General features: G+C 59.2%; 19 protein-coding genes. 8 read left to right on the forward strand and 11 right to left on the reverse strand.

The window, feature by feature from the left end; all coding sequences use genetic code 11:
• The first annotated feature begins 1 nt into the window (after position 1).
• The 3 genes from QZR17_RS04675 (at position 2) to QZR17_RS04685 (ending at position 1,859) form a co-directional block, all read left to right on the forward strand.
• Positions 2 to 622, forward strand: a complete 621-nt coding sequence (locus QZR17_RS04675) for a DUF805 domain-containing protein (protein ID WP_297128266.1) — start codon at positions 2 to 4, stop codon at positions 620 to 622.
• A gap of 69 nt (positions 623 to 691) precedes the next feature.
• Positions 692 to 1,213, forward strand: a complete 522-nt coding sequence (locus tag QZR17_RS04680) for a DUF805 domain-containing protein (protein ID WP_297128269.1) — start codon at positions 692 to 694, stop codon at positions 1,211 to 1,213.
• A 31-nt stretch (positions 1,214 to 1,244) separates the two neighbouring features.
• Entirely contained in the window at positions 1,245 to 1,859 is a 615-nt protein-coding gene (locus QZR17_RS04685) for a DUF805 domain-containing protein (RefSeq protein ID WP_297128273.1), read from the forward strand.
• Positions 1,860 to 1,936: 77 nt separating this feature from the next.
• On the opposite strand, the gene gpmA is transcribed toward QZR17_RS04685, so the two are convergent.
• From gpmA to rpmH, 7 genes are all read right to left on the reverse strand, one after another.
• Entirely contained in the window at positions 1,937 to 2,692 is a 756-nt protein-coding gene (gene gpmA / locus QZR17_RS04690; protein ID WP_297128276.1) for a 2,3-diphosphoglycerate-dependent phosphoglycerate mutase, read from the reverse strand.
• A 38-nt stretch (positions 2,693 to 2,730) separates the two neighbouring features.
• Positions 2,731 to 3,711 (reverse strand): polyprenyl synthetase family protein, encoded by a 981-nt coding sequence (locus tag QZR17_RS04695; protein ID WP_297128279.1) that lies wholly within the window; start codon positions 3,709 to 3,711, stop codon positions 2,731 to 2,733.
• A 1,146-nt stretch (positions 3,712 to 4,857) separates the two neighbouring features.
• Positions 4,858 to 5,379: a 5-(carboxyamino)imidazole ribonucleotide mutase gene (purE, locus tag QZR17_RS04700; RefSeq protein ID WP_296165151.1), complete on the reverse strand. Its 522-nt coding sequence runs from the start codon at positions 5,377 to 5,379 to the stop codon at positions 4,858 to 4,860.
• Positions 5,380 to 5,473: 94 nt separating this feature from the next.
• Complete coding sequence (gene gcvH / locus QZR17_RS04705; RefSeq protein ID WP_070464182.1) at positions 5,474 to 5,854, reverse strand: glycine cleavage system protein GcvH; 381 nt, start codon at positions 5,852 to 5,854, stop codon at positions 5,474 to 5,476.
• Between the two features lie 44 nt (positions 5,855 to 5,898).
• Positions 5,899 to 7,350 carry an RNA polymerase factor sigma-54 gene (rpoN, locus tag QZR17_RS04710; protein ID WP_297128282.1) on the reverse strand — a complete coding sequence of 484 codons (1,452 nt, stop codon included), beginning with the start codon at positions 7,348 to 7,350 and terminating at the stop codon, positions 5,899 to 5,901.
• 97 nt (positions 7,351 to 7,447) lie between these two features.
• Positions 7,448 to 8,119 carry a porin family protein gene (locus QZR17_RS04715; protein WP_297128285.1) on the reverse strand — a complete coding sequence of 224 codons (672 nt, stop codon included), beginning with the start codon at positions 8,117 to 8,119 and terminating at the stop codon, positions 7,448 to 7,450.
• A 214-nt stretch (positions 8,120 to 8,333) separates the two neighbouring features.
• Positions 8,334 to 8,489 (reverse strand): 50S ribosomal protein L34, encoded by a 156-nt coding sequence (rpmH, locus tag QZR17_RS04720; protein WP_083289720.1) that lies wholly within the window; start codon positions 8,487 to 8,489, stop codon positions 8,334 to 8,336.
• Between the two features lie 233 nt (positions 8,490 to 8,722).
• On the opposite strand from rpmH, the gene QZR17_RS04725 reads away from it, so the two are divergent.
• The gene (locus QZR17_RS04725) at positions 8,723 to 10,414 is read left to right on the forward strand and encodes a catalase (protein WP_297128289.1); all 1,692 of its coding nucleotides are present in this window, start codon (positions 8,723 to 8,725) and stop codon (positions 10,412 to 10,414) included.
• A 224-nt stretch (positions 10,415 to 10,638) separates the two neighbouring features.
• Here the strand turns inward: QZR17_RS04725 and QZR17_RS04730 are convergent, their stop codons facing one another.
• Positions 10,639 to 12,669 carry a peptide MFS transporter gene (locus QZR17_RS04730; RefSeq protein ID WP_297128292.1) on the reverse strand — a complete coding sequence of 677 codons (2,031 nt, stop codon included), beginning with the start codon at positions 12,667 to 12,669 and terminating at the stop codon, positions 10,639 to 10,641.
• 203 nt (positions 12,670 to 12,872) lie between these two features.
• Positions 12,873 to 14,549 carry a putative transporter gene (locus QZR17_RS04735; RefSeq protein ID WP_297128295.1) on the reverse strand — a complete coding sequence of 559 codons (1,677 nt, stop codon included), beginning with the start codon at positions 14,547 to 14,549 and terminating at the stop codon, positions 12,873 to 12,875.
• Positions 14,550 to 15,064: 515 nt separating this feature from the next.
• On the opposite strand from QZR17_RS04735, the gene QZR17_RS04740 reads away from it, so the two are divergent.
• The 4 genes from QZR17_RS04740 (at position 15,065) to QZR17_RS04755 (ending at position 20,136) form a co-directional block, all read left to right on the forward strand.
• Positions 15,065 to 15,298, forward strand: a complete 234-nt coding sequence (locus QZR17_RS04740) for a hypothetical protein (RefSeq protein WP_297128298.1) — start codon at positions 15,065 to 15,067, stop codon at positions 15,296 to 15,298.
• Positions 15,240 to 17,117 carry a helix-hairpin-helix domain-containing protein gene (locus QZR17_RS04745; RefSeq protein ID WP_297128301.1) on the forward strand — a complete coding sequence of 626 codons (1,878 nt, stop codon included), beginning with the start codon at positions 15,240 to 15,242 and terminating at the stop codon, positions 17,115 to 17,117. The genes QZR17_RS04740 and QZR17_RS04745 overlap by 59 nt, the downstream gene beginning before the upstream one ends.
• 113 nt (positions 17,118 to 17,230) lie before the next feature.
• Positions 17,231 to 18,436 (forward strand): S-adenosylmethionine:tRNA ribosyltransferase-isomerase, encoded by a 1,206-nt coding sequence (locus QZR17_RS04750; RefSeq protein ID WP_297128304.1) that lies wholly within the window; start codon positions 17,231 to 17,233, stop codon positions 18,434 to 18,436.
• A gap of 8 nt (positions 18,437 to 18,444) precedes the next feature.
• Complete coding sequence (locus QZR17_RS04755; protein ID WP_297128307.1) at positions 18,445 to 20,136, forward strand: MATE family efflux transporter; 1,692 nt, start codon at positions 18,445 to 18,447, stop codon at positions 20,134 to 20,136.
• Between the two features lie 70 nt (positions 20,137 to 20,206).
• Here the strand turns inward: QZR17_RS04755 and QZR17_RS04760 are convergent, their stop codons facing one another.
• Positions 20,207 to 21,295 carry a DUF4831 family protein gene (locus tag QZR17_RS04760; RefSeq protein WP_297128310.1) on the reverse strand — a complete coding sequence of 363 codons (1,089 nt, stop codon included), beginning with the start codon at positions 21,293 to 21,295 and terminating at the stop codon, positions 20,207 to 20,209.
• A gap of 46 nt (positions 21,296 to 21,341) precedes the next feature.
• A complete protein-coding gene (locus QZR17_RS04765; protein WP_297128313.1) occupies positions 21,342 to 21,815 on the reverse strand; it encodes a hypothetical protein in 474 nt (157 codons plus the stop codon).
• Positions 21,816 to 22,273 lie beyond the last annotated feature (458 nt).

Raw genomic sequence — 22,273 nt, forward strand, 5'->3', positions numbered from 1 at the left:
GGTGGCTGACCTCATGGAGCAAGCTCCCCGCATACCGGGAGAGCGACACCTGACGCTGTGGAGCTACTTCTGGACCGCGCTCACGCGCCGGTATGGTAGCTTCGGCGGGCGGTCGCGGAGGCTGGAGTTTTGGAGCTACTACCTCTTCGTCGTCCTCTTTTACCTCCTCATCCTTGCAGCGCAGGCACTACTGGACGGGGTGGAAGTGACGAAGGCGACACTGATCACCCCCTTCGGCATAGAGGGGATCCTCTCCGGCTACGGCGACCGACCCTACTTCGATGCGCCGGTGCTGGTGTGGGTGATCCGGCTGCTCTCCGTCGTGCTCTTTGTCCCGACGCTCGCCGTGAGCTGTAGGCGGTACCACGATGTGGGGCTGCCAGCGTGGCTCTTTTGGATACTCCGCGGGACGGCACTCGCCTGGGCGACAGTCGTGGCGCTGAGGTATGGTGCAGCAGACCTCGGGAGCTCCCTCTTCCGGGTGCTCTCCATTGTCGTCGGGGTCGTCGCCCTCGCTGACCTCGTAATCCACCTCCTGCCGGGGCAGAAGGGAACTAATAAATATGGTCCCGACCCCCGACAGAGCCTGCCACCGCGGCCGGAGGAGGAGGTTTTGCGGTAGAAATAAATTGGTATCTTTATCCTGTCTCTCAGCTAAGGGAGGCAGGATATTTTTTTGCACTCAACTATTATGATACCAAGCAAGCAAGTAGAGGAGCAGGAGTCACTCTTCCGGATCTTTATCTCATGTATGACTCGCAGGTGTGTCACCTTTACAGGCAGGGCACGGAGGAGGGAATTTTGGGGGTATATGCTCTTTGCGATCCTCTTTGGGGGATTGCTGTGCGGCATCGTCGCCGGGGCGTCCTCTCTCGGATGGATAGACGTCACGGACCCGCTCGCCGGCTCAGGCGTCATCATCACCTGTATCGTCGGGCTGCTCGCCCTCTGGCTCCTCCTCGCGGGGATGGCTGTGGCGGTGCGTCGCTTCCATGACTGCAACCTGCCTGCCTGGCCCGTCCTGCTGGGTATGCTGCTCGTCCTGCTGCCGATCCCGCTCTTCTTCACCCCCTATGGCGGTCTCGGGGGACCGGGATTCTTTGTCCTGTCGATGCTCCTCGCCGCCTGCGCGCTGATCTTCATCCTCGGCGTGGCGATCATCCCCGGTGGTAAGAAAAAGAATAAGTACGGTCTCGCTCCCAAGGGCGAGTGATATACTCATAACCTCAAATACAAACTTGACAATGGAAGTGATCCAAAACAACAACACCGCCCCTCAGGGCGAAAATCTCTCTGTCTGGGGCTACTTCGTCCGCTGCATCACGAAGAAGTACTCTGACTTCTCCGGACGTGCGCGCCGCAAGGAGTGGTGGAGCTTTGCGCTCTTCGAGTTACTCATCACCTCGCTCCTGTCCATCCCCATGGGGATGACCTTTGGCAAAGATCTCGCTGCTGACCCGGAGATAGCGCAGTATATGGCACAGAACCCTGGTGACAAGGAGTACATTTATTCTCTTATGGGTGGAAATCTTTTCTTCTGGGCTTTGACGATCGTGGGGATCCTGCTACTGGCGCCGACGCTGGCGGTAGGCTGTCGTCGCTTCCACGATGTGGGACTCTCCACCGGTCTCTTCTGGGTGGTCGGCGGGCTGTCGGTCCTCAGTACCATTATCAGCCTGCTTATGGTGATCGCTCCGGGAGTCATCCCCCAAGCTTTGACAGGTATTGTCTCTTTCCTTTCAATGCTCGCCGGACTGGCTATGCTGGTTGTCGCCTTTATCCCCGGCAAGACCGGACCCAACGCCTACGGGCCTGATCCCAAACCCGCCCCCACCTATGAGGGCTACGGTCAGATCTGATCGGTAAGGGGAAAAGCAAAAGAGAGGCTGTGCCGCAAGTCGCGACACAGCCTCTCTTTTAGTATGATGGGGGAAGCTTACTTCTTAGCCTTGCCCTGGTTGGCAACGGCATCCATCAGCTTCTTGATCGTCTCAGGATCGCCGAGGAAGTAGTCCTTGATCACGCGATAGTTGTCGGTCTCGTCGAGCTCAAAGACGTAGGGGATGCCGGTCGGGAGGTTCAGCGCGGGGATATCCTCGTCAGAGATCCCCTTCAGCACCTTGACGATACCACGGAGGGAGTTGCCGTGAGCGGCGACGATGACATCCTCATTGTCCTTCAGCGATGGCAGGATCTCCTCGTGGAGGTAGGGGAGGATCCGCTCCACGGTCTCCTTGAGGCTCTCCGTGAGAGGCAGGTCCTTGGGGTCCACGTGAGCGTAGCGCGTGTCCTGGAAGGGGCTACGAGGATCGTCCTTCTCCAGCTCCGTGGGCGGTACGTCGTAGCTACGGCGCCAGACGTGCACCTGCTCGTCACCATACTTCTCTGCAGTCTCAGCCTTATTGAGCCCCTGCAGCATGCCGTAGTGCTTCTCATTGAGGCGCCAGGTCTTGCGGACGGGGATCCAGTCGAGATCCATCTTATCGAGGATGATATTGAGGGTCTTGATGGCACGCTTGAGGTAGCTGGTGTAGGCGAGGGTGAAGTGAAATCCATTCTCCTTCAGCGTCTTGCCGGCAGCGGCAGCCTCCTGGATACCCTTATCGGTCAGGTCCACATCGGTCCATCCGGTAAAGCGATTCTCCAGGTTCCACTCACTCTGTCCGTGGCGTACCAGTACTAATCTTCTCATACTTTGTCTCTAATTATTTTGTGAAAAAAATAGGCCGTTTACTTCTCTCGCTCTGCAATGTAGTCGCACAGCCGGTAGAGCAGGTCGAGACTACGCCCCTCGGGGATCACCCGGGCGTAGTGCTCCTTCGCCTCGCTCAGGAGGCGATGCATCTGTTGCTCAGCGTAGTCGATCCCACCGTACTCTATGGCGAAGTCGGTCAGGGAGCGTATGTCCTCCTCACTCAGCTCGGTCTGTCGGAGCAGTCGGCGAGCGTGCTCCCCCTTGCGCCCGCTATGCTCCAGGGCGTAGATGAGAGGAAGAGTCACCTTATGCTCCCGCAGATCATTGCCGGCGGGCTTGTCGAGCTCGGGAGTGGGGAGGTAGTCAAATAGGTCGTCCCGGATCTGGAAAGCCATCCCCAGGTTCACCGTCGCCTCGCTGATCTCGAGCGTAGTCTCCTCGTCCTTCCTGCCGGCGAGGATCGCCCCGAGGGTGGCAGAGGCGGCCAGTAGGGAGGCGGTCTTGCGACGGATGATGTCGTAGTACCACTCCTCACTCGTCTCGGCCAGCTGTGCGGCATCGTCCTGCATCAGCTCGCCCTCCGTGAGCGACTCACCCACGTGGCTCAGGATCTGTAGCACGAGTGGCTCCTCCAGCTCCACGGCAAGGAGGATCGCCCTGGAGAGCACATAGTCCCCCATCAGCACCGCCTTACGATTGCCGAAGAGCACATGGAGCGCCTGAGTCCCGCGACGTGTGTCGCTATCGTCGATCACATCGTCGTGGATCAGAGTGGCGATATGGATCATCTCGATAAATGTCCCGCCCCGGACCACCCGGTCCGAGATCTCGCCGTAAGCGGAGGCGACGACACCCATCAGCATCGACCGAAGTCTCTTGCCCGGGTGACGACGGAAAAGCTCCACCGCGTGGCGCAGCGAGGGGGAGTCACTCTCCAGCGTCTCCCCCATCAATTGGTCGATGCGGTCGGAGATGCCGGTGATATCCTCGGGGAGGTTGTCGAAGAAATTACTCATACTCATACTACACCACAAATTTACACAATTATTGCCGCTGGCTAAAACACTCCCGCCCGTAATCAGGGGTGACGCATTGAGCCTTACAGAAGTCATTCGAATGCGTCATCTCTGTCAATAAATTTAATCTATGGAAAAAGTATGCTTGCTAAAGATAATGCTTGTCGAACATAATAGGACCGACTCGAAGTCTGATGAGCCGGGAGGGGGGGGCGAGGAAACGGAGGAGGTGGATTGGTGGGGTGGGTGGTGACAAAAGTTTCCAAAGGCTCTAACTACTTCCTCATCCACTATCTATTGCCTTAGCTGTGGAGCCCATAAGGGAGGGGTGTCCCATGCCCGTGGATAGGCGCTCTATCTAATACCGATATTAGAAATCTCTAATATCGGTATTAGAGATTTCTCTGAGGAGCGGGCTGATCGGGCAGGGGGTGACGCACTCGGTGGGAAGGCTTGATGGTGCGACACCCTTGAGGGTGCTTCGTTTGCTAACCTTCAGAATGAGCTGCGTGGCTTCTGTACTACTCAAATGCGTCACCCCTCCCCGTGATTTTCCCCTCCCCTACCGATTGGGGACCCCTCCTTCTCAATACCGGGCCAGGTGGATTCCGACTTAAAGAAAGGACTGGCTGTAGGGGCGAGACTTGCAAATGCGAATTGATTTTCCTACCTTTGTGATACAAAGAAATAAGAAGCGGGAGCGCTTCGCTACCTCCACAAGAGGTGGTATCTAAGTATAGACATTCGCGTCGGGCACACGGGAAACTCGTCAATATTAAAACAATTCCGAGACCCTTGGATCTTGCGATGGCGTGCCGCTGCTCTTTATGGGCGGGCGGATTACAAAGCACGATTCATCCTCAAATCCTTACTTTCGGAGTTATCCAAAGTCCCCGGCGCGATCTTATAAGGGCTCGCAGAGTGGTCATCCATCCTGCGAGCCCTTTCTCTGTCCGTATGAGACAGGTATCAATTGAGAATGTTGCACGAAGTGCCATTCTCGCACATTTGTTTCAAATGTGCTGAGACTTTGCACGAAGGATGAGATGCAAGGCGCTGAGGATGAGGCCGAAGGGAGCGTACTCACGTACGTGACCGAGGCCGAATTCCGAAAGCAACGCAGCAGATCGCCTTCGTGCAACAGTATCAATTGGTCTTGTACCTGTAGTCCTTCACCTCAGCGAGGTCAGCATTAGCCTTAACGATCTTCTGCTTCAGCCCCTCCTTGTAGGCGCGGTAGCGCTCAGCAAGCTCTCTGTCGGCGACGGCGAGGATCTGCACGGCGAGGAGCGCGGCATTGAGCGAGCCATTGATGCCCACGGTGGCGACGGGGATGCCGCCGGGCATCTGGACGATGGCGAGGAGCGCATCCATACCGGAGAGGGTGGAGGCGATCGGGACGCCAATCACCGGCACGGTGGTCTGTGCAGCGATGACACCGCAGAGGTGTGCCGCCATACCGGCTGCAGCGATGATGACGCGGATGCCGCGCTCCTCGGCGTGGGTGGCGAAGTCAGTCACCTCCTCGGGAGTGCGGTGGGCGGAAAGCGCCAGGAGCTCAAAGGGGATCTCCATCTGCTCGAGGAGGTCGAGCGCTTTCTTCATCACCGGCAGGTCGCTGGTGCTGCCCATGATGACGCTGACGATGGGCTTACTCTTATCAGCCATAGCTTAGTAGTCTCTTTATATGTAATAAAATAGGGGAGAGAGCACGACACAAGTCGCCTCTCTCCCCTTGTATTGTCATGATTTCCGAAGTAGATTACTTCTCTACGAGAGCCTTGTAGTCAGCGGCAGAGAGGAGTCCCTCTATGGCACCGGCATCAGCGACCTTGCCCTTGATGATCCAGCCCTTGCCGTAGGGGTCCTGATTGACCAGCTCGGGTGCATCCTCGAGCTCAGCATTGGCCTCCTCGACGTCAATGGTGCAGGGAGCGATCAGGTCAGAGACCGTCTTGACCGCCTCGATGGAGCCGAATGCCTCACCGCCCTCTACGGTGCTGCCCTCGCTGTCGACGTCGACGAATACGATGTCTCCCAGCTCCTGCTGAGCGAAGTCGGTGATGCCGACGGTTACTTGATCACCCTCTACGAGGATCCACTCGTGGTCCTGGGTGTACTTCAGGTTTTCAGGAAAGTTCATAGTGTTGTCTATTGTTTTGGTTGGCAAATATTTCCAGTACAAATTTAGAATTCTTTTCTCAATCTTGCAACAGGGATCCCCATCCCATCCCTATACTTGGCGACGGTGCGGCGCGCCACATCGTAGCCGCGCTCGTCGAGTGCCTTGCTGAGCGCCTCATCGGAGAGCGGGCGACGCTTGTCCTCCTCGTCGATGATCTCTCGGAGGATCTGCCGCACATGGCGGGTAGAGATCTCCTCCCCATCGTTGCGCATCGTCCCCTCGCTGAAGAAGTGGCGTAGCGGGAAGGTGCCAAAGTCGGTCTGCACATACTTGGTCGAGGTGACCCGAGAGATCGTGCTGATGTCGTACCCGATGCGGTCGGCGACGTCCTTGAGGATCATCGGTCGCAGGGTCGACATATCACCGCTGAGAAAGTACTCGCGCTGCATATCCACGATACACATCATCGTGGACATAAGGGTCTCGCGCCTCTGGCGGATCATATCGACGAAGGTGCGGGCGGCGTCGAGCTTACCCTTGACAAACTTCCCGGTCTCGCGCTGCTCCCTCGGCAGGCTCCTCAGGTCACCGGTATAGGCGCTCATCTCGTCCTCAAACTGGCGATTGACCCTCACCTCGGGTATGTCGCCATTATTCAGCGTGACCACGAGGTCGCCATTGCTCTCCGTGACGACGAAGTCGGGGATGACCGTCTGGGCATTTCCCTCCATCCGGGTGCCAAAGTCGAGCCCGGGGGTGGGATTGAGCGAGACGATCAGCCGGATCGCCTCGCGGATCTGGTCGTCATCGGCATCGCACGCCTCGGTGAGGGCGCTGTAGTGTCGCTTGGAGAGCTCATCGAAGTGATCGGTGAGGAGTCGCTTGGCGAGGCTGATGGCCGGTGTCTCTGGAGCCCGTCGCTCCAGCTGCAGGAGGAGGCAGTCCCGCAGATCCCTCGCACCCACACCGGGCGGGTCAAGAGTCCGTATCGCCCGCACGACAGCCTCCACCTCCTCCGGGCTGCAGTAGATCCCCTGATAGATGGCGAGATCGTCTGCCAGTCCCTCCGTCGTCTGCCGCAGGTAGCCATCGTCCTCGAGGCTGCCGATGACGAAGGTGGCTATCTGCCGCTGCTCCTCATCGAGATCGGTCATGTAGAGCTGGCGACGGAGGTACTCCGGGAGCGTCGGCGTGTCGGCAAAGGGGATCTCTGTCGCCGAGGCACCCTCCGAGCGGGCGGTATGCTTGTAGGCAGAGCCGGGGATCTCATCCACATCAGTGTAGTCATCGGCATCGATGCTCTCCGCGACGCCCCCCTCACCCTCGGGCAACTCCTCGTAGTCTCCCGGCTCGTCGCTCCCCTCCTCGAGTGCGGGGTTGCGCTCCAGCTCCTGCTTGATGCGCTGCGAGAGCTCCGTCTGCGGGAGCATCACCATCTGCATCAGCTGGATCTGCCGAGCAGAGAGCTTCTGCCGTTGCTTTAGTTTCTGCTTATTACCTCCGTTTCCGGTCATACACTGTCACTCTTATGGGACAAATGTACGAAGAAAAGGCGGGTCGCCTCAGTTAAGAGACGACCCGCCTGTATTCATTAAGGTTCTAACCTATGGATCAGAAGCGGTAGCCGACAGTAACGAAGAAGTTGCTGTTGCGGATAGCCTTATCCTTATCGGCCTTCTTCCAGTTGTCGTTACGGATGTCACCGATACCGAACTGTGTACCCACACCTACCTGGAAGTGGTTGTACTCCACACCGGCACCGACCTGAGCACCCCAGTCGAGACGATTAAGCATGCCGTTATCCTTGTCGAAGGGCTTGATGTCCTTCTCGGACTTGCCCTCGAGACCAAAGAGCTTACCCTCGCCGGTCACCTTACCACCGACACCTACACCGAGGTAGGGACCGGCATTGACGAAGACACCAAGGTCATTGCCAAGGTCAAAAGAGAAGTTAGCGAGGACGGGGATGTCCACGTAGTAGAGGCTGGTGGTGGTGCTGAGACCGGCCTTGTCGTCCTTCTTGATCTCACCCACCTTGTAGCCCTTCATAGCGAAGTCTACACCGGGCTGGATGGAGATGCGGCTCATACCACCATCGTATACGGTGATGTCGGCAGCAGCACCTACACGGGCTCCGTGAGTGATCTTGGTGTCGATAGAGCTACCGGTGATGTTGGCAGCCTGGTAGCCACCACGTACGATGACGCCGATCTGAGCGTTGGCAGTTGCACCGAGGGCAAATACTCCGAGGAGTGAGCCGAGGATTACATTTCTTAGTTTCATAATCTTGTAATGATTGTTTAGTGTCAAACTTAATGTCCGGGTGACCGAGCCCGAGAGCCAGTCGCCCTTCGTGTAGGGCAAAGTTAGTGATAAATAGTGTGATTGCAAAATGTTCCCTCCCGATTTGGCGCAGTTTTTACCAAAAAAGACCAAGACCTTGACCGATACAATGTATCAGTCAAGGTCTGTAGATCACTTAGGTCACCGGGAGGGCTTAGCGAGCGGAAAACTCGTCCGAGACGCTCAGCTTGGCGCGCCCCTTAGCGCGACGTGCAGCCAGCACGCGACGACCGCCGGCAGATGCCATACGAGCGCGGAAGCCGTGCTTATTCTTTCTCTTGGTGACGTGAGGTTGGTATGTTCTCTTCATATCGCTATTAACTCATATGCTCCTCCCTTCCATCGGAGCCGATGGTCAAGATCGCAGATTATTGTATCCGAAAAGTGGTGCAAAGGTACTACTATTATTCCGCTAATGCAATGGGGATTACAGCTTCTCTCCCCGTGATCCCATTTGCGCGACTCCATGATTTTCGATAAGTTTGAGGTCGAAAGAGCACTTTACACCACAAAAAACCAAGACTAACCATGGAAAAAGACCCGATGAAGAAAAACGGCCTCAAGGACGATCCCTCAAGCCGCAACGCCACCGTCCACCCCGGGCGGATGACCCGCTCAGGCGGAGTGCCTGTGCCTAATAACGATGACTCGCAGAGCGCCGGAGCGAGAGGTCCTCTCACGATGGAGGACCATTGGCTCTTTGAGAAGCATGCGCACTTCAATCGCGAGGTGATCCCCGAGCGGCGTATGCACGCCAAGGGCTGGGGCGCCTGGGGGACCTTCCGCGTCACCCACGACATCACTAAGTACACCAAGGCTAAGATCTTCAGTAAGGTCGGCAACGAGTGTCAGATGATCGCCCGCTTCTCCACCGTTGCAGGCGAGAGAGGCGCCGCCGATGCTGAGAGAGACATCCGAGGCTTCGCCGTACGCTTCTACACCGAGGAGGGCAATTGGGACATTGTGGGGAATAACACCCCGGTCTTCTTCTTCCGCGACCCGAAGCTCTTCATCGACCTCAACCATGCCGTCCACCGCGACCCGAAGAGCCACCTCCGCAGTCCTAATATCAATTGGGACTTCTGGAGCTCACTCCCTGAGTCTCTCCTCCAGGTGACGATCACGATGTCCGACCGAGGGATCCCCTCCAGCTTCCGCTTCATGCACGGCTTTAGCAGCCACACCTACAGCCTGATCAATGAGGACGACGAGCGGGTGTGGGTAAAGTTTCACTTCCGCAGCCAGCAGGGCATCCAAAACCTCACGGACCAGGAGGCGGAGAAGGTGGTCTCCAAGGACCGCGAGAGCAACGGCCGAGACCTGCAGGAGGCGATCAATGAGGGGCAGTACCCCCGCTGGAAGATGTACATCCAGGTGATGACCGAGGAGCAGGCGCGGGAGATGAAGAATAACCCCTTTGACCTCACGAAGATGTGGCCCAAGAAGGACTACCCCCTCATGGAGGTGGGTGAGTTTGAGCTCAATCGCAACCCTGAGAATTACTTCCAGGACATCGAGCAGCTCGCCATGGACCCCTCCAACCAGGTGCCCGGCATAGGCATCTCTCCCGACCGGATGCTGCAGTTCCGCACCTTTGCCTACGCTGATGCTCAGCGCTACCGACTTGGGGTCAATTACCACCAGATACCGGTCAACTCCCCTCTCGGGGTCAAGGAGCCGCACTCCTACCACCGCGATGGGCGTATGCGCGTGGATGGGAATAACGGTGGCGAGCTCCACTACTACCCCAATAGCTATGGCGACTGGGAGAGCAACCCCGAGGTGCAAAATCCTGCCCAGGAGGGTGGTCGCGTCGACTACTACGACTTCCGTGAGGACGACCACGACTACTTCACCCAGCCGGGACAGCTCTTCCGGGCGATGACGCCGGAGCAGCAGCTCGTCTTGGCGGAGAATACCGCACGCAATATGGGCGACTCCACGATGCAGATCAAGCACCGTCACATCCGCCACTGCTACCAGGCCGACCCGAAGTACGGGGAGATGGTGGCTGAGGCGCTCGGCATCGACATCTCCACCGTCGACACCTCCTCCAATGGCGAGACCTCCCGTGAGGACTGGCAGGCGGAGCGTGCCCGGGATAAGGAGCTAGACCACCCGACGAAACCGGCAGAGCCCAAGAGTGCCGAGGATCTGCCCCCCGAGGGAAGAGACACCAATGTCGCCGACCCCACCACGCTGACCCCGTGGGAGGACGACCCCTACCTCCTCTGATAGGTACCTCCCTACTCCACTGAGCGTAAAGCCCTCTCTCCGACATCGGAGGGAGGGCTTTACCCTTTACGCCCTACGTGGTCACCATCCTAGGCAGAGAGCCATCGCCGGAGATCGATCTCGCCTTAGGAGGAGGGGGACAAAAAAAGGAAAGGGGCAGCACCTGATCATACTCAGGTGCTGCCCCTTTCCATTAGGATGTGCAATAGTCCTCTATCGCCTCATCACGCCTCTACCTCCTCGGGCTTATCCTCGGTCACGCGCTCGAGGCGACCCATGATGGCGAAGATGAAGACAGCGGCGATACCGCAGCAGGCGATCAGGATGATGAAGAAGGTGGGCATCGAGATCTTGTCCCAGAGGTTGCCCATCACGCCGACAAGCATATTGCCGACGGCGGTGGCGGCAAGCCATCCTCCCTGCATCAGACCGGAGTACTGAGGTGGAGCCACCTTGGAGACAAAGGAGAGACCCATCGGGCTGAGGAAGAGCTCGGCCACCGTCAGTGTCAGGTAAGTACCGATGAGCCACTCCGGCTGTACCAGGATCGGGCTGGTACCGCCATTGAGTGATCCGGGGGCAGGCAGCTGATTGGTCAGGGCGCAGATCAGCATCACGAGGAAGCCGGCTCCTGCCATGATCATACCGATACCGATCTTGCGCGGTGCGCTCGGCTCCTTGCCCTTAGCGGCCAGCGCAGCAAAGATACCGACCGTGATAGGCGTCAGGAGGACGATGAAGAAGGGGTTGAACTGCTGGAAGATCTGCGGGGTGATATTCTGCATACCCTCGAGCGGCTTTATCTGCGTCAGGTAGACTGCCGCAAGGCCGACGATACCGGCGACGAGCAGGCCGAGACCGAGCTTCTTATTCTTCTCCGATCCCAGGAGACCCATCGTCATGGAGTAGATACCGTACATAAAGACGATGAAGGCCACCAGCATACCGATATTGAAGAGACCGTAGGTGGTCGGGTCTACCTGACTCACCGTGTAGTCACGAGCAAAGAAGGTCAGCGTAAGACCATTCTGATGGAAGGCCATCCAGAAGAAGATCACCACGATAAAGACGAGGATGAGGGCAAACATACGCTCCCGGACCTCCTTCTTGGGCATCGGTCTTACCTTCTTGCCCTGCTCAGCAGCATGGCTCATCGCCTGCTTGGCGGTCACGTCAGCAAACTTCCAGGTCTTACGTCCCAGGACGAAGATCAGGATCGAGATCACCAGCGAGATACAGGCGACGAAGAAGGCGTAGCTGTACGAGGTGGAGAGAGCGGTCTGGACGTACTCGTAGCCAAAGTCTCGAGCAAAGCCCTTAGACTCCACGCCCTCCTCGAGGGTCACGAGATCAGCAGGCACCTCTGCCGCTGCGACGCGGTCGAGGATAGCCTGGCGGGCAGCCTGCTGCTCCGGCACGCGAGACTTAGCGAGGCGATAGTCCTCGTCGGTCACCATAAGTGCGGGATCGGTGATCTTGCCGGTGACGGTGTACTGGTTGAGCCCAGCGAGCTTGAGATTAAACTCTGCCTCACGAGCATCCTCCTGGAAGAGGACACCCTCATCGGACTTCGCCTTCTTGATCGCCTTGCTCTGATCCTCAGCGGTCATCGTTGCCCAGTCGCCATGCTTATCCTGGACAGCCTGGATGAAGGAGGTCTCCTCGTCAGCAGAGAGGAGACGGTCGTTGAAGCGGTTGTAGTTGGCCGGGATGTCGGCGTTGTAGTATGCGAAGTGGTGATTCTTCAGCACTCCATTCGTGATCGCCTGTCCCATACTGGGGGCGAAGAGGGAGCCGACGTTGATGAAGAGGTAGAAGATCGAGAAAGCGATGTCGCGGCCCTTCGCATACTTCGGGTCATCGTAGATCTTACCTACGAGAGCCTGGAGGTTTCCCTTGAAGAGTCCCGTACCGAGCGAGATCAGGAGTAGTGCTCCCAGCATAATGGCGAGCCCCGCCTGACCGGCGCCGAAGGGCATACCGAGTAGCAGGTAACCACCAAACATGACGACCACTCCGATCAAGATCGTGCGACCGTAGCCGAGCCACTTATCTGCTACCACACCACCGAAGACGGGCAGGAAGTAGATCAGGGCGAGGAAGATCGAGTAGATCCAGCTCGTAGTGGCCGATGAGAGTCCAAACTTTGCCTGCAAGTACAGGGTCAGGATGGCCAGCATTGTGTAGTAGCCGAAGCGCTCGCCCATGTTTGCCAAGGCGAGCACCAGCAGCCCTTTAGGATGACGTTGTGCCATGTGGTTAGTTGGTTTATAGGTTGTAAGTTATTATAGTCTTATCTCTCCTCTGCCCGTAACGGACCGGCAGGAGGCTCTCCGTGCGATCAAGCGTGTGGAGACCCCCGATGGCAAAAATACCTTTTTTACCGTTAAGTACAAAGAAGCGACCGCCCTCCTCATCACCGAGAGGGGCGGTCGCCTCGTAGAGCGTCACTCTGCCGTCACGCGCAGAAGAGCAGGACCAGCAGCTGCGCCATCAGGATCCTCATAAACATCGCCAGAGGATAGACGGTCGCATATCCGATCAGCGGCTTATTGCGGGAGGTGAGCGTCTGAGCGTAGCCTAGTGCGGGCGGGTCGGTGGTCATACCGGCGATCATACCGGCGAGGGTGAAGTAGTCGAAGCGGTAGAACTTATGCCCGATAAATGCCACGACGATCAGCGGTAGGAGTGTGATCAGGAGTCCGTACCCGAGCCACGCGTAGCCTCCCTGGGTGAGCGTCTCTATGAAGCCCTGACCGGCACCGAGACCGACGCAGGCGAGGAAGGCGCAGAGGCCGATCTCGCGGATCATCAGGTTGGCACTCGTGGTGGTGTAGGTCGGCAGGCCAAACTCTGCACCCCAGCGGCCGACGATGATGGCCACGATCAGCGGACCACCGGCGAGACCCAGCTTGAGCGGGGCGGAGAGACCGGGGATCACGATCGGCAGCATGCCGAGGATGATACCGAGGATCAGCCCGAGGAAGATGGCAAAGAGATTGGGCTTATTGAGCGCCTTGGAGGAGTCCCCGAAGGAGTGTGCCGCAGCGCTGACACTCTTCTCTCCGCCGACGCAGAGGAGCTTATCGCCCTGCTGCAGCTTCAGGTAAGGGACGGCCACCAGCTTCACGCCGGCGCGATCGACGCGCGTCACGCTGACGTTGAAGTGCTCCCTCAGCTTCAGGTCCTTGAGCGTCTTACCATTGAGCTTACTATCCGAGAGCAGCACCCAGCGGGCGATCACGTCCTGAGACTTCTCCACCCAGGTCACGTGATCCGATGTGTCGAGCTTACCGACAGCCGAGATGATATCCTGCTCGTTGGTCGTATTGAGGATCACAAAGAGCTTGTCTCCCTCCTCAAATCGTGTCAGACCATTCACGAGGACAGTCTCGCCGGTATCCTTCTTCAGCACACGAGAGACGACGAAGCCGGTGTCCGGCACCAGCTTCTTCAGCTCCACGACCGTCTTCCCAAATAGCTCCGGATTGGTCACTTCGACAGAGACACCCTCCGTCTCGCTGGTCTCCGCGTCAGACTGTGCGGTAAGCCGCTTCTCCAGCTCATCGGTATTGACCTTAGCCACCACCTTCGTCATCACGATAGTCATGATGATGCCGACCACGGCGAGCGGATAGGCGACGGCGTAGCCCTGAGCGATCGACTGATCAGCGACACCGGTGATGTCCTGATAGGTCTGCTGGGCAGCGGCAAGTCCCGGGGTATTGGTCACCGCGCCACTCATCACACCCACCAGCGTCTGCATCGGGATGTCGGTGATGTAGAAGAGTGCCACCGTCACCACCGCTGCCAGCGAGACACCGATGGCGGCGAGGACATTCAGCTTGGCGCCCTTAGACTTGAGGTTTGAGAAGAAGCTGGGCCCCACCTCCAGACCGATGGAGTAGACGAAGATCGCCAGACCAAAGTCCTTGAAGAAGCTATTGATCATTGGATCGATGGAGAGTCCCAGCTGGCCGAAGAGGATGCCGACGAAGAGGATAAACGCAGTACCGAGGGAGATGCCCCAGAACTTGATCCTCCCCAGCAGCAGCCCCACGGCGATCGTAAGGGACAGGACGACGATCGCCTGTGCGACGCCGTGCTGCAGAAAGAGATTGGTTAGCCAGTCCATAAATAATAGAGAAGAGCGAGACCCCATCCGCCAAGCAGACTAAGCCTCACCGATAAATTATTTCAAAAACAAAGCAAAGATAATAAAATAACACGACCCTGCCCCCTCACCTGCGACGTGCCACCTCACCTCACGGCGCGCTACCTTGTCGGACGAGTCGGGCGGGGTCGAGGGGGCTAAAATCTAATACCGATATTAGTGTCGTCTAATACCGATATTAGGCAACTCTAATATCGGTATTAGAGTTGCCTCAGAGCGCTTAGAGATGTCGAGGCTGGGGGACAGGTCATTACGCAAGAGACCTGGAGTGGATGGGTGGAGCGGGCAGCCTTTTGGCAAAAAGAGGTACATTTACCACCGAGTAAGGATAGTAAGCCATGACCGGACCCGATAGCCTCATACCGCTAAGTGCTTGCCCTCAGGAGGTGAGGCGGAGCGGAGGGGAACTTCGATCGAGGCGTATACCGGCGCGGCTACCTGTCACAGACTACCAGCGAGAGATAAGAGTCCACAGCATGAGACGATCGAGACGGCGGGGAGAGACGATCCGGCAGGAGCCACATACGGTGCGGGTGACGGTGCTCTTCTCCGAGAGCCAGATGGAGATCATCGAGCGGTACCTCAGGCGCCATCCCTGTCGGTCAAGGGCCGACTTCGTGCGACGATGCGTCATGGAGCGGATCGTGGGCGATGCGACGAAGCACCGCCCTACTCTCTTCGACAACGGTGAGGAGGAGCAGCGCCGGTAGAGGCCTTCGTCTCCTCCTGCTGGTTGGGCTGACCTGCCTATGCATGCGGGTAGTCGCTCAGGAGAGCCTCTCCTCGGAGGCTATCCTAGCGCTCATCGAGGACGATGAGGCGCGCGAGGGGGCGGCCGAGGAGCTGGAGCGGCTGGAGCTTCATCCGCTGGACCTCAATACCGCCACGGCAGACGAGCTGGCGCGCGTACCACTCCTGGATCCATTCTTTATCCGAAACTTTCTCCTCTTCCGCTCACAGAGCGGGCGATTAGGCTCGGTCTACGACCTCAAGGAGGTGCAGGGCGCTGAGCTCCACCTCCTATCCCTACTCTACCCCTACCTCACGGTGAGCACCGCGGACGACCGCCCTCCCCGACCTCGGCGAGAGCATGCAGTGGGATCGCTCTACAAGGAGGGGTCCGCCTCGCTGCTGATCCGCTCCGTGGGGGACAATGGGAAGCACCTCGACTGGGCATTAGTGGGGGAGACGGACCGGGGAGAGCCCTTCCGCCCGGTCCGCGAGGGATGGATGGATCACCTCAGCGGCACGCTCCGGTACCGGGACGAGAGGAGAGCCATTCTCCTCGGTGACTTTCGCCTCACGACGGGTCGCGGACTGCTGATGGGGCAGGGACGCTCCTTCTTCTCCTCCTCAATCTACGGGACCGGCATCCCGGATCGGATGACACGCGACCTGCGTCCCCACCGGTCGGCGAGAGAGTACGACTATCTGCGGGGGCTGGCCGTGGCGCAGGACCTCGGACCGATGCAGCTGGTGCTCCTCGGCGGGTACGAGCCGATCGATGCACGGATCGAGGGGCAGAGGCTTCAGACACTCTACAGGACCGGGCTCCACCGCGATGCCCCCTCCCTCCGCCATCGCCATACAGCGCGGCGGGAGATGGTCGGGGGCTACCTCTCGTACGAGAGCGAGAGCGCCCACATCGGCGCGACAGGGCTGATCTACCGCCACCGCTCCCACTCGGGGACTCTGCTCTTGCCTCCAGTGCGCTATCCCGCATCGCGGGTGCTGAGGGAGGGATCGATCGACGGCTACTGGATGGGGGAGCGGGTGATCGCATCGGGCGAGGTGACCCTAGCACCGGGAGAGCAGAGGGCCGCTGAGGGCAGCCTCTCCTACCTGGACGAGATGCTGGGGGCGCTCACCCTCTCGGGTCGCTACTTCGGTCGAGAGCGCTACTCCCCCTACGGCACAGGAGACGGGCACTACTCAACAGGGCGGGACGAGCGGGGGTATCGGCTACAGTGGAGCGGCGAGGTGGCACGATACGTCACCGGCATGGTGGTGGTCGACCGCTTTCGTCGTACTGCCGCCGGCTCGCCCTCAGGGACGATACTCATGGCGAGAGTGGGCAAGAGCGACTACCACGGCTCCTCTCTCCTGACGCTCCGGTGGCTCGCTGTGCCGGATAAGCCTCGTCAGTGGACGATCCGGTACAGCAGCGACTATAGGCATGGGGCGAGGTGGTTCACGCGACAGGAGGTTCGGCTGCTCCACACCGAGGGAGAGGGTCTCGGAGGCGGCGTGACGGGGAGGGTGCGCTACGACGATGGGACGTCTATGCTGGCAGAGGGCGAGGTGAGGCTCTTCCGGCTCACAGCGGGGCAGGTGATGCACAGCACCCTGCTCTGGATGCCCTACCTCTATGGCGGGACGATGCTGCGTGGGCAGGGAGTGCAGCTGACCGGACGGCTCCGGTGGCATCTCGGCAGACACGTCGCGCTCCACAGTCGCATCGCCCTCACCCGCACCTCCGACCGTCCCCTCACCACCGACCTCGCCCTTGCCCTCACCTACAGGCTGTAGTTTTCCCCTTTTTTCTCTCCAAAAACTTGGGCAGAAGGAGCAGGTACGACTGTCGGGGAGACGGAGCAGTATGTGCAAATTGGGTACTTTTGCAGTCACAAAAGGATCAGATTATGGACGACTATAAGAATATACGCATCAGCGACTACAGCTACCCTCTGCCCGAGGAGCGCATCGCGAAGTACCCCCTCCTGGAGCGGGATCACTCCAAGCTACTCCACCTCAGTCCCGAGGGGACGATCAGCGAGCACCACTTCTACGATCTGCCGAGCCTGCTCTCACCAGAGGACCTGATGGTGATGAATGACACGCGCGTGATCAATGCCCGCGTCGTCTTCCACCGCTCCACCGGCGCACGCATCGAGGTCTTCTGCCTCGATCCCTACGAGCCGAAACTCTATGAGGAGTCCTTTGCCTCGCACCACAGCGTCACCTGGCACTGCATGATCGGTAATGCGTCGAAGTGGAAGGAGGAGCGTCTCACGCGACCGATCTCGGGCGGCACGCTCTCCGTGGAGCGAGTGGGCGACGGACTGGTTCGCTTCGCATGGGATACCGATGGCTCCTTTGCCGACATCCTCGAGGAGGTGGGCGAGCTGCCGATACCGCCTTACCTCAATCGCGACACCGAGGCCTCCGACCTCGTCACCTATCAGACCGTCTACGCACGGATCGAGGGGAGTGTCGCCGCTCCGACCGCCGGGCTGCACTTCACCGACCGGGTGCTACGGGAGCTGGAGGAGCGAGGGATCCGTCAGACGCGCGTGACGCTGCATGTGGGAGCGGGGACCTTTGCCCCCGTCAAGAGCAGCACCATGGGCGGTCACGAGATGCACAAGGAGGTGATCAAGGTGCCGGTGGAGGCACTCCGGACCATCGCCGAGCAGAAGCGGGCAGGGCGAAAGATCGTCTCCGTGGGCACCACCTCCACCCGCACGCTGGAGAGCCTATACTATATGGGGATCAACGTCCTGGAGGGTGTGGAGGAGCCGCTCCACGTCGGTCAGTGGATGCCCTACGAGCGGACCTATGAGGTGTCGGTGCCGGAGGCACTCGATGCGCTGATCGACTATCTGGAGCGAAGTGGGAGCCCGGCACTGATCGGCGACACGCAGATCATCATCGAGCCAGGCTTCAGCTACCGCCTGGTGGACAAGCTGATCACAAACTTCCACCAGCCGGTCTCGACGCTGATGCTCCTTGTGGCGGCCTTTGTCGGCGAGGAGTGGCGCGAGATCTACCGCTTTGCGCTCGACCACGACTTCCGCTTCCTCTCCTACGGGGACAGTAACCTCTTAGAGAAACCACTCACAAAGTAGTCCACCCTATGTCGTCTGCCTCCGGTCGCTCCCTCGATCGCCGCATACTGAGGCTCGCCCTCCCCAATATTGTCTCCAATCTCACCGTGCCCCTCCTCGGGCTGGTGGATATGGGGCTGACGGGTCACCTGGAGGATGCGGCGCCGATCGCCGGCATATCGATAGCGACGACGCTCTTCAACCTCATCTACTGGGTCTTCTCCTTCCTCCGTATGGGGACCTCCGGCCTCACGGCGCAGGCCTACGGGAGCCGCAGCCGGGAGCGCATGGGACGGACGCTGGCGCAGTCCTTCCTCATAGGGCTGGTCGGCGGACTACTGATCATCCTCCTGCAGACACCTCTCTCGCGGATGATCCTCTCCGTGCTCGCTCCGGAGGCGGAGGTGGAGCGGTATGCGCTGATCTACTTCGCCATCGTAGTGATGGGGGCGCCGGCGATACTGACGACGAATGCGATGAATGGGTGGTTCATCGGGATGCAAAACAGCTGGTACCCGATGGCGGTCAGCATCATCACCAACCTCGTCAATATCGGGCTCTCGGCCTTCCTCGTGCTGAGCGAGGGGCGGGGGATAGAGGGCATCGCCATCGGTACTCTGGTGGCGCAGTGGCTAGGGATGCTCTTGCTCGCCGGCGGTGTCCTGCTGCTCTATGTGCGGAGGGGAAAGGTGACGCTGCCACACCGGCTGAGCGCCCTCGGGGAGGAGCTGGAGCGGTACTTCTCGACGAATGTCCACATTTTTTTCCGCACCCTGCTGATGGCGTGCGTGAGCGTCTACTTTGTCTACGCCGGGACGCGTATGGGGACGCTGACCCTGGCGGGGAATGCGCTGCTGTACCAGTTCTTCACCCTTTTCTCCTACTTCATCGACGGCTTTGCCAATGCGGGCGAGGCGATCGTGGGAGACGCCTATGGGCAGCGGTCGCGGGAGGCAGTGCGCACGGCGGTGCGGCGACTGCTCGGCTGGGGGATCGGGCTCGGGCTGATCGTCACAGCGATCTATGCCGTCGCGGGAGGGGAGCTGCTGGCACTCCTGACCGACCGGGAGGAGGTGCTGCAGCAGGCGCTCCTGTATCTGCCCTACGTGGTGGTGATCCCGCTGGCTGGCTGCATAGGCTTCGTGATGGACGGTGTCTTCATCGGCATGACGGCGACGCGGGAGATGATGTGGAGTATGCTGGTGGCGGTGGTGCTCTTCTTTGTGGTAGACTTCGGCATGCCGTTTGAGGACGGTAATGCGCGGCTCATGACTGCCTTCCTCCTTTACCTCGCAGCGCGTGGCTTTGTCCAGCTGCTCATCGGGCTTCGGCTGGAGGGACTGGGAGTGCCCTTTTCGCATCACTATATCATCCTTGCCGGGACCACCTATGATGCGGATCGGGCAAGGTCTCTACGGGAGCTGATCCTTGAGGCTCTCCCCGAGGCGCAGCTGACGGAGGCGATGACGTCGGAGGATGCCAAGGGTAGTGGGCGACTCTACCGAAATGCGCTGCTGATCCTCGACAGCCGGGAGGAACCGGACGTGCTCGCCCGGCGGATGAAAGAGCTGGAGGAGAGAGCGGGGCGCGTCCGCACCCCGGGCGGAGAGGTGGCACTCGACCTCGATGTCGTCCTCTGCGACGACCAGGTCCTCCGCCCCGCCGACTACGCCGCCCCCTACTTCCAGTCTCTATACCGCCGGCTCAATACGGACATGTAATGGAAAAAGGTCCTCGCAGTACACACAGCACTGCGAGGACTTTTTTTATTCCTTCCGGTGTAGAGCAAACTTACTGGCGGGGACGGGAGTCGACCTTGAGGATGGCGCCAGTGGCGGGATCAAAGCGGACGGAGGTCTCCATCCGCTTGTCGGTGAAGAGCCCGCCCTCAAGTGCCTCGAGCGAACCGAGCTGCGCTATCGGGAAGCTGCCACCGGCGATGCGGCTGCCACGATAGAGGAGCCGGATGTCGGCTGAGCCGGGGACGACGTAGACGACGCCCTTGCGGAGCTGTTTCTCCTTCTTTTTCTGATCCCTCTCGGCGAGCACCGGTGCGCGCTCGGTGATCTTCGTATCCAGGTAGATCGGTTCGCCTCTTAGGTCGTCCGGTGAGAGGAGCCCCTCCCGCTCAGAGAAGCGCATTGCCACCTGCTGTCCCTCCACTATATCGAGTGGGTGGATGAGCCGGACGTACGTGATGGTATCTGTAGTGCCGATGAAGCGCTCCGTGAGGCTTCGCTCAGCGGCATCCAGCCCCTGCACGGCGATACGGAGTGCCTGACCGTCCGCGAAGGGCTGATCGGTCTCACCGGATAGCACCGCCGTGCGGCTGTCCCGGAGGCGATAGATCTCCTGTGCCGCGATCTCAGCACGCTTGGAGGTGGTGGTGGCGCGGATGTAGTCCGAGGGGAGGCTCTTCAGGTCACCGAAGTCCTTATCATGGACCGCCTCAATCGTTTTCTCGACCGGCAGGGAGGGAAGCTCAATGGTAGAGTCGACATTGACCGCCACAAGCCGACCATCCTCCGTCAGGGCGACATTGGCAGCGCTGCTATTGCGGTGCATCTCCACGGCATATCTCAGCGAGTCGCTCGGCACGCCATAGCTCCCGAGGTCGACACTCACCAGCTGATAGGAGGTGGAGGGCTCCAGGATCGCATCCCGCACGCCGAGGTAACGATCGGCGTAGAGAGCCAGCTCGCCCGGCTGTCGTACCACCATCCGGTAGGTGACGGTCGCATAGAGGTGCGTCTCCGGCAGGGCATAGACGACACTATTGTCCGGCAGGGTGGAGACATTATACTGCTGCACACGCACCTGAGCCGTGGCAGTACAGGCGGTCAGGAGGAGTGCGGCGAGGGATAGGAAGGATGATCTCATAAGCTTTTGTCTCATTTCGACAAAGATAACCAATTCGATCAAGAGCCTAAAGCTGCAGCCCCGCGACTAAGACAGGCACCGGCACCGCTCCGTCCAGCGTGTAAAGTATCTCCGTGCTGTAGGCGTAAGCGCCCCTGTAGAGGTGCTTCCCGTCCCACGTGTAGAGGATACTCGTGCTGTAGGCATACGCGCCCTGGTAGAGATGCTCCCCATCCCAGGTGTAGAGGATCTCGGTGCTGTACGGGTATGCGCCCTGGTAGAGGTGCTTCCCGTCCCAGGTGCAGAGGATCTCGGTGCTGTAGGCATAAGCGCCCCGGTAGAGGTGCTTCCCGTCCCACGTGTAGAGGATCTCGGTGCTATAGGCGTAAGCTCCCTGATAGAGATGCTTTCCATCCCAGGTGTAGAGGATCTCGTTGCTGTACGGGTACGCGCCCTGGTAGATGTGGACTTGTGACATAGCGGTGAGTGAAGTGAGTATAAAGAGGGTAGCCAAGAGCCCTCTGACGAACGTCTGACGCATAGTGGTTGGTTGCTCAAGTGGTTTTCAGCTCTACGCAAATATAGCTAAAGTCCTCAGCAACAAGCCCCAGGTCGACGAGGGGTGCAGGGGTGACGCATTTGAGTAGCACAGAAGTCCATCAACTCATTATGAAGGGTGGGGAACGAGGCACCCCGGCAGGGGTGCACGGTGTTTAGCCACGGGTCAAGGGGCGTAGCCCCGAAGACCCGTGGACCCGGCCTCGCAAGCAATCCTCGACCCCGCCAGGGTGTCGCACTGATTGACTGACTGGGTAAGTGCGACACCCTGGCGGGGTCGTATATCTTTCCCGAGCTCTTCTTTCCCGGAGTCTTCGGGGCTTCGCCCCTCGACATCCGGGCTATTTATGCTAACCACCAAACTTTTTGGGTAGAAATTTTATGCAGTCTGATATTGTTGAGCTACTTTGAGGTGGTGATCGGGATCATATAAGGTGTCGT

It is taken from the genome of uncultured Porphyromonas sp. (assembly GCF_900541275.1).
Lineage (GTDB): Bacteria > Bacteroidota > Bacteroidia > Bacteroidales > Porphyromonadaceae > Porphyromonas_A.

Excerpts from the sequence above, each read along its gene's own strand:
- QZR17_RS04725 (WP_297128289.1), top strand. The coding sequence starts at position 8,723 with ATGAAGAAAAACGGCCTCAAGGACGATCCCTCAAGCCGCAACGCCACC.
- purE (WP_296165151.1), bottom strand. The coding sequence starts at position 5,379 with ATGGCTGATAAGAGTAAGCCCATCGTCAGCGTCATCATGGGCAGCACC.
- QZR17_RS04740 (WP_297128298.1), top strand. The coding sequence starts at position 15,065 with ATGAGACGATCGAGACGGCGGGGAGAGACGATCCGGCAGGAGCCACAT.
- QZR17_RS04760 (WP_297128310.1), bottom strand. The coding sequence starts at position 21,295 with ATGAGATCATCCTTCCTATCCCTCGCCGCACTCCTCCTGACCGCCTGT.
- gpmA (WP_297128276.1), bottom strand. The coding sequence starts at position 2,692 with ATGAGAAGATTAGTACTGGTACGCCACGGACAGAGTGAGTGGAACCTG.
- QZR17_RS04765 (WP_297128313.1), bottom strand. The coding sequence starts at position 21,815 with ATGCGTCAGACGTTCGTCAGAGGGCTCTTGGCTACCCTCTTTATACTC.
- QZR17_RS04685 (WP_297128273.1), top strand. The coding sequence starts at position 1,245 with ATGGAAGTGATCCAAAACAACAACACCGCCCCTCAGGGCGAAAATCTC.
- gcvH (WP_070464182.1), bottom strand. The coding sequence starts at position 5,854 with ATGAACTTTCCTGAAAACCTGAAGTACACCCAGGACCACGAGTGGATC.
- QZR17_RS04745 (WP_297128301.1), top strand. The coding sequence starts at position 15,240 with ATGCGACGAAGCACCGCCCTACTCTCTTCGACAACGGTGAGGAGGAGC.
- rpmH (WP_083289720.1), bottom strand. The coding sequence starts at position 8,489 with ATGAAGAGAACATACCAACCTCACGTCACCAAGAGAAAGAATAAGCAC.
- QZR17_RS04755 (WP_297128307.1), top strand. The coding sequence starts at position 18,445 with ATGTCGTCTGCCTCCGGTCGCTCCCTCGATCGCCGCATACTGAGGCTC.
- QZR17_RS04730 (WP_297128292.1), bottom strand. The coding sequence starts at position 12,669 with ATGGCACAACGTCATCCTAAAGGGCTGCTGGTGCTCGCCTTGGCAAAC.
- QZR17_RS04715 (WP_297128285.1), bottom strand. The coding sequence starts at position 8,119 with ATGAAACTAAGAAATGTAATCCTCGGCTCACTCCTCGGAGTATTTGCC.
- rpoN (WP_297128282.1), bottom strand. The coding sequence starts at position 7,350 with ATGACCGGAAACGGAGGTAATAAGCAGAAACTAAAGCAACGGCAGAAG.
- QZR17_RS04680 (WP_297128269.1), top strand. The coding sequence starts at position 692 with ATGATACCAAGCAAGCAAGTAGAGGAGCAGGAGTCACTCTTCCGGATC.
- QZR17_RS04735 (WP_297128295.1), bottom strand. The coding sequence starts at position 14,549 with ATGGACTGGCTAACCAATCTCTTTCTGCAGCACGGCGTCGCACAGGCG.
- QZR17_RS04695 (WP_297128279.1), bottom strand. The coding sequence starts at position 3,711 with ATGAGTAATTTCTTCGACAACCTCCCCGAGGATATCACCGGCATCTCC.
- QZR17_RS04750 (WP_297128304.1), top strand. The coding sequence starts at position 17,231 with ATGGACGACTATAAGAATATACGCATCAGCGACTACAGCTACCCTCTG.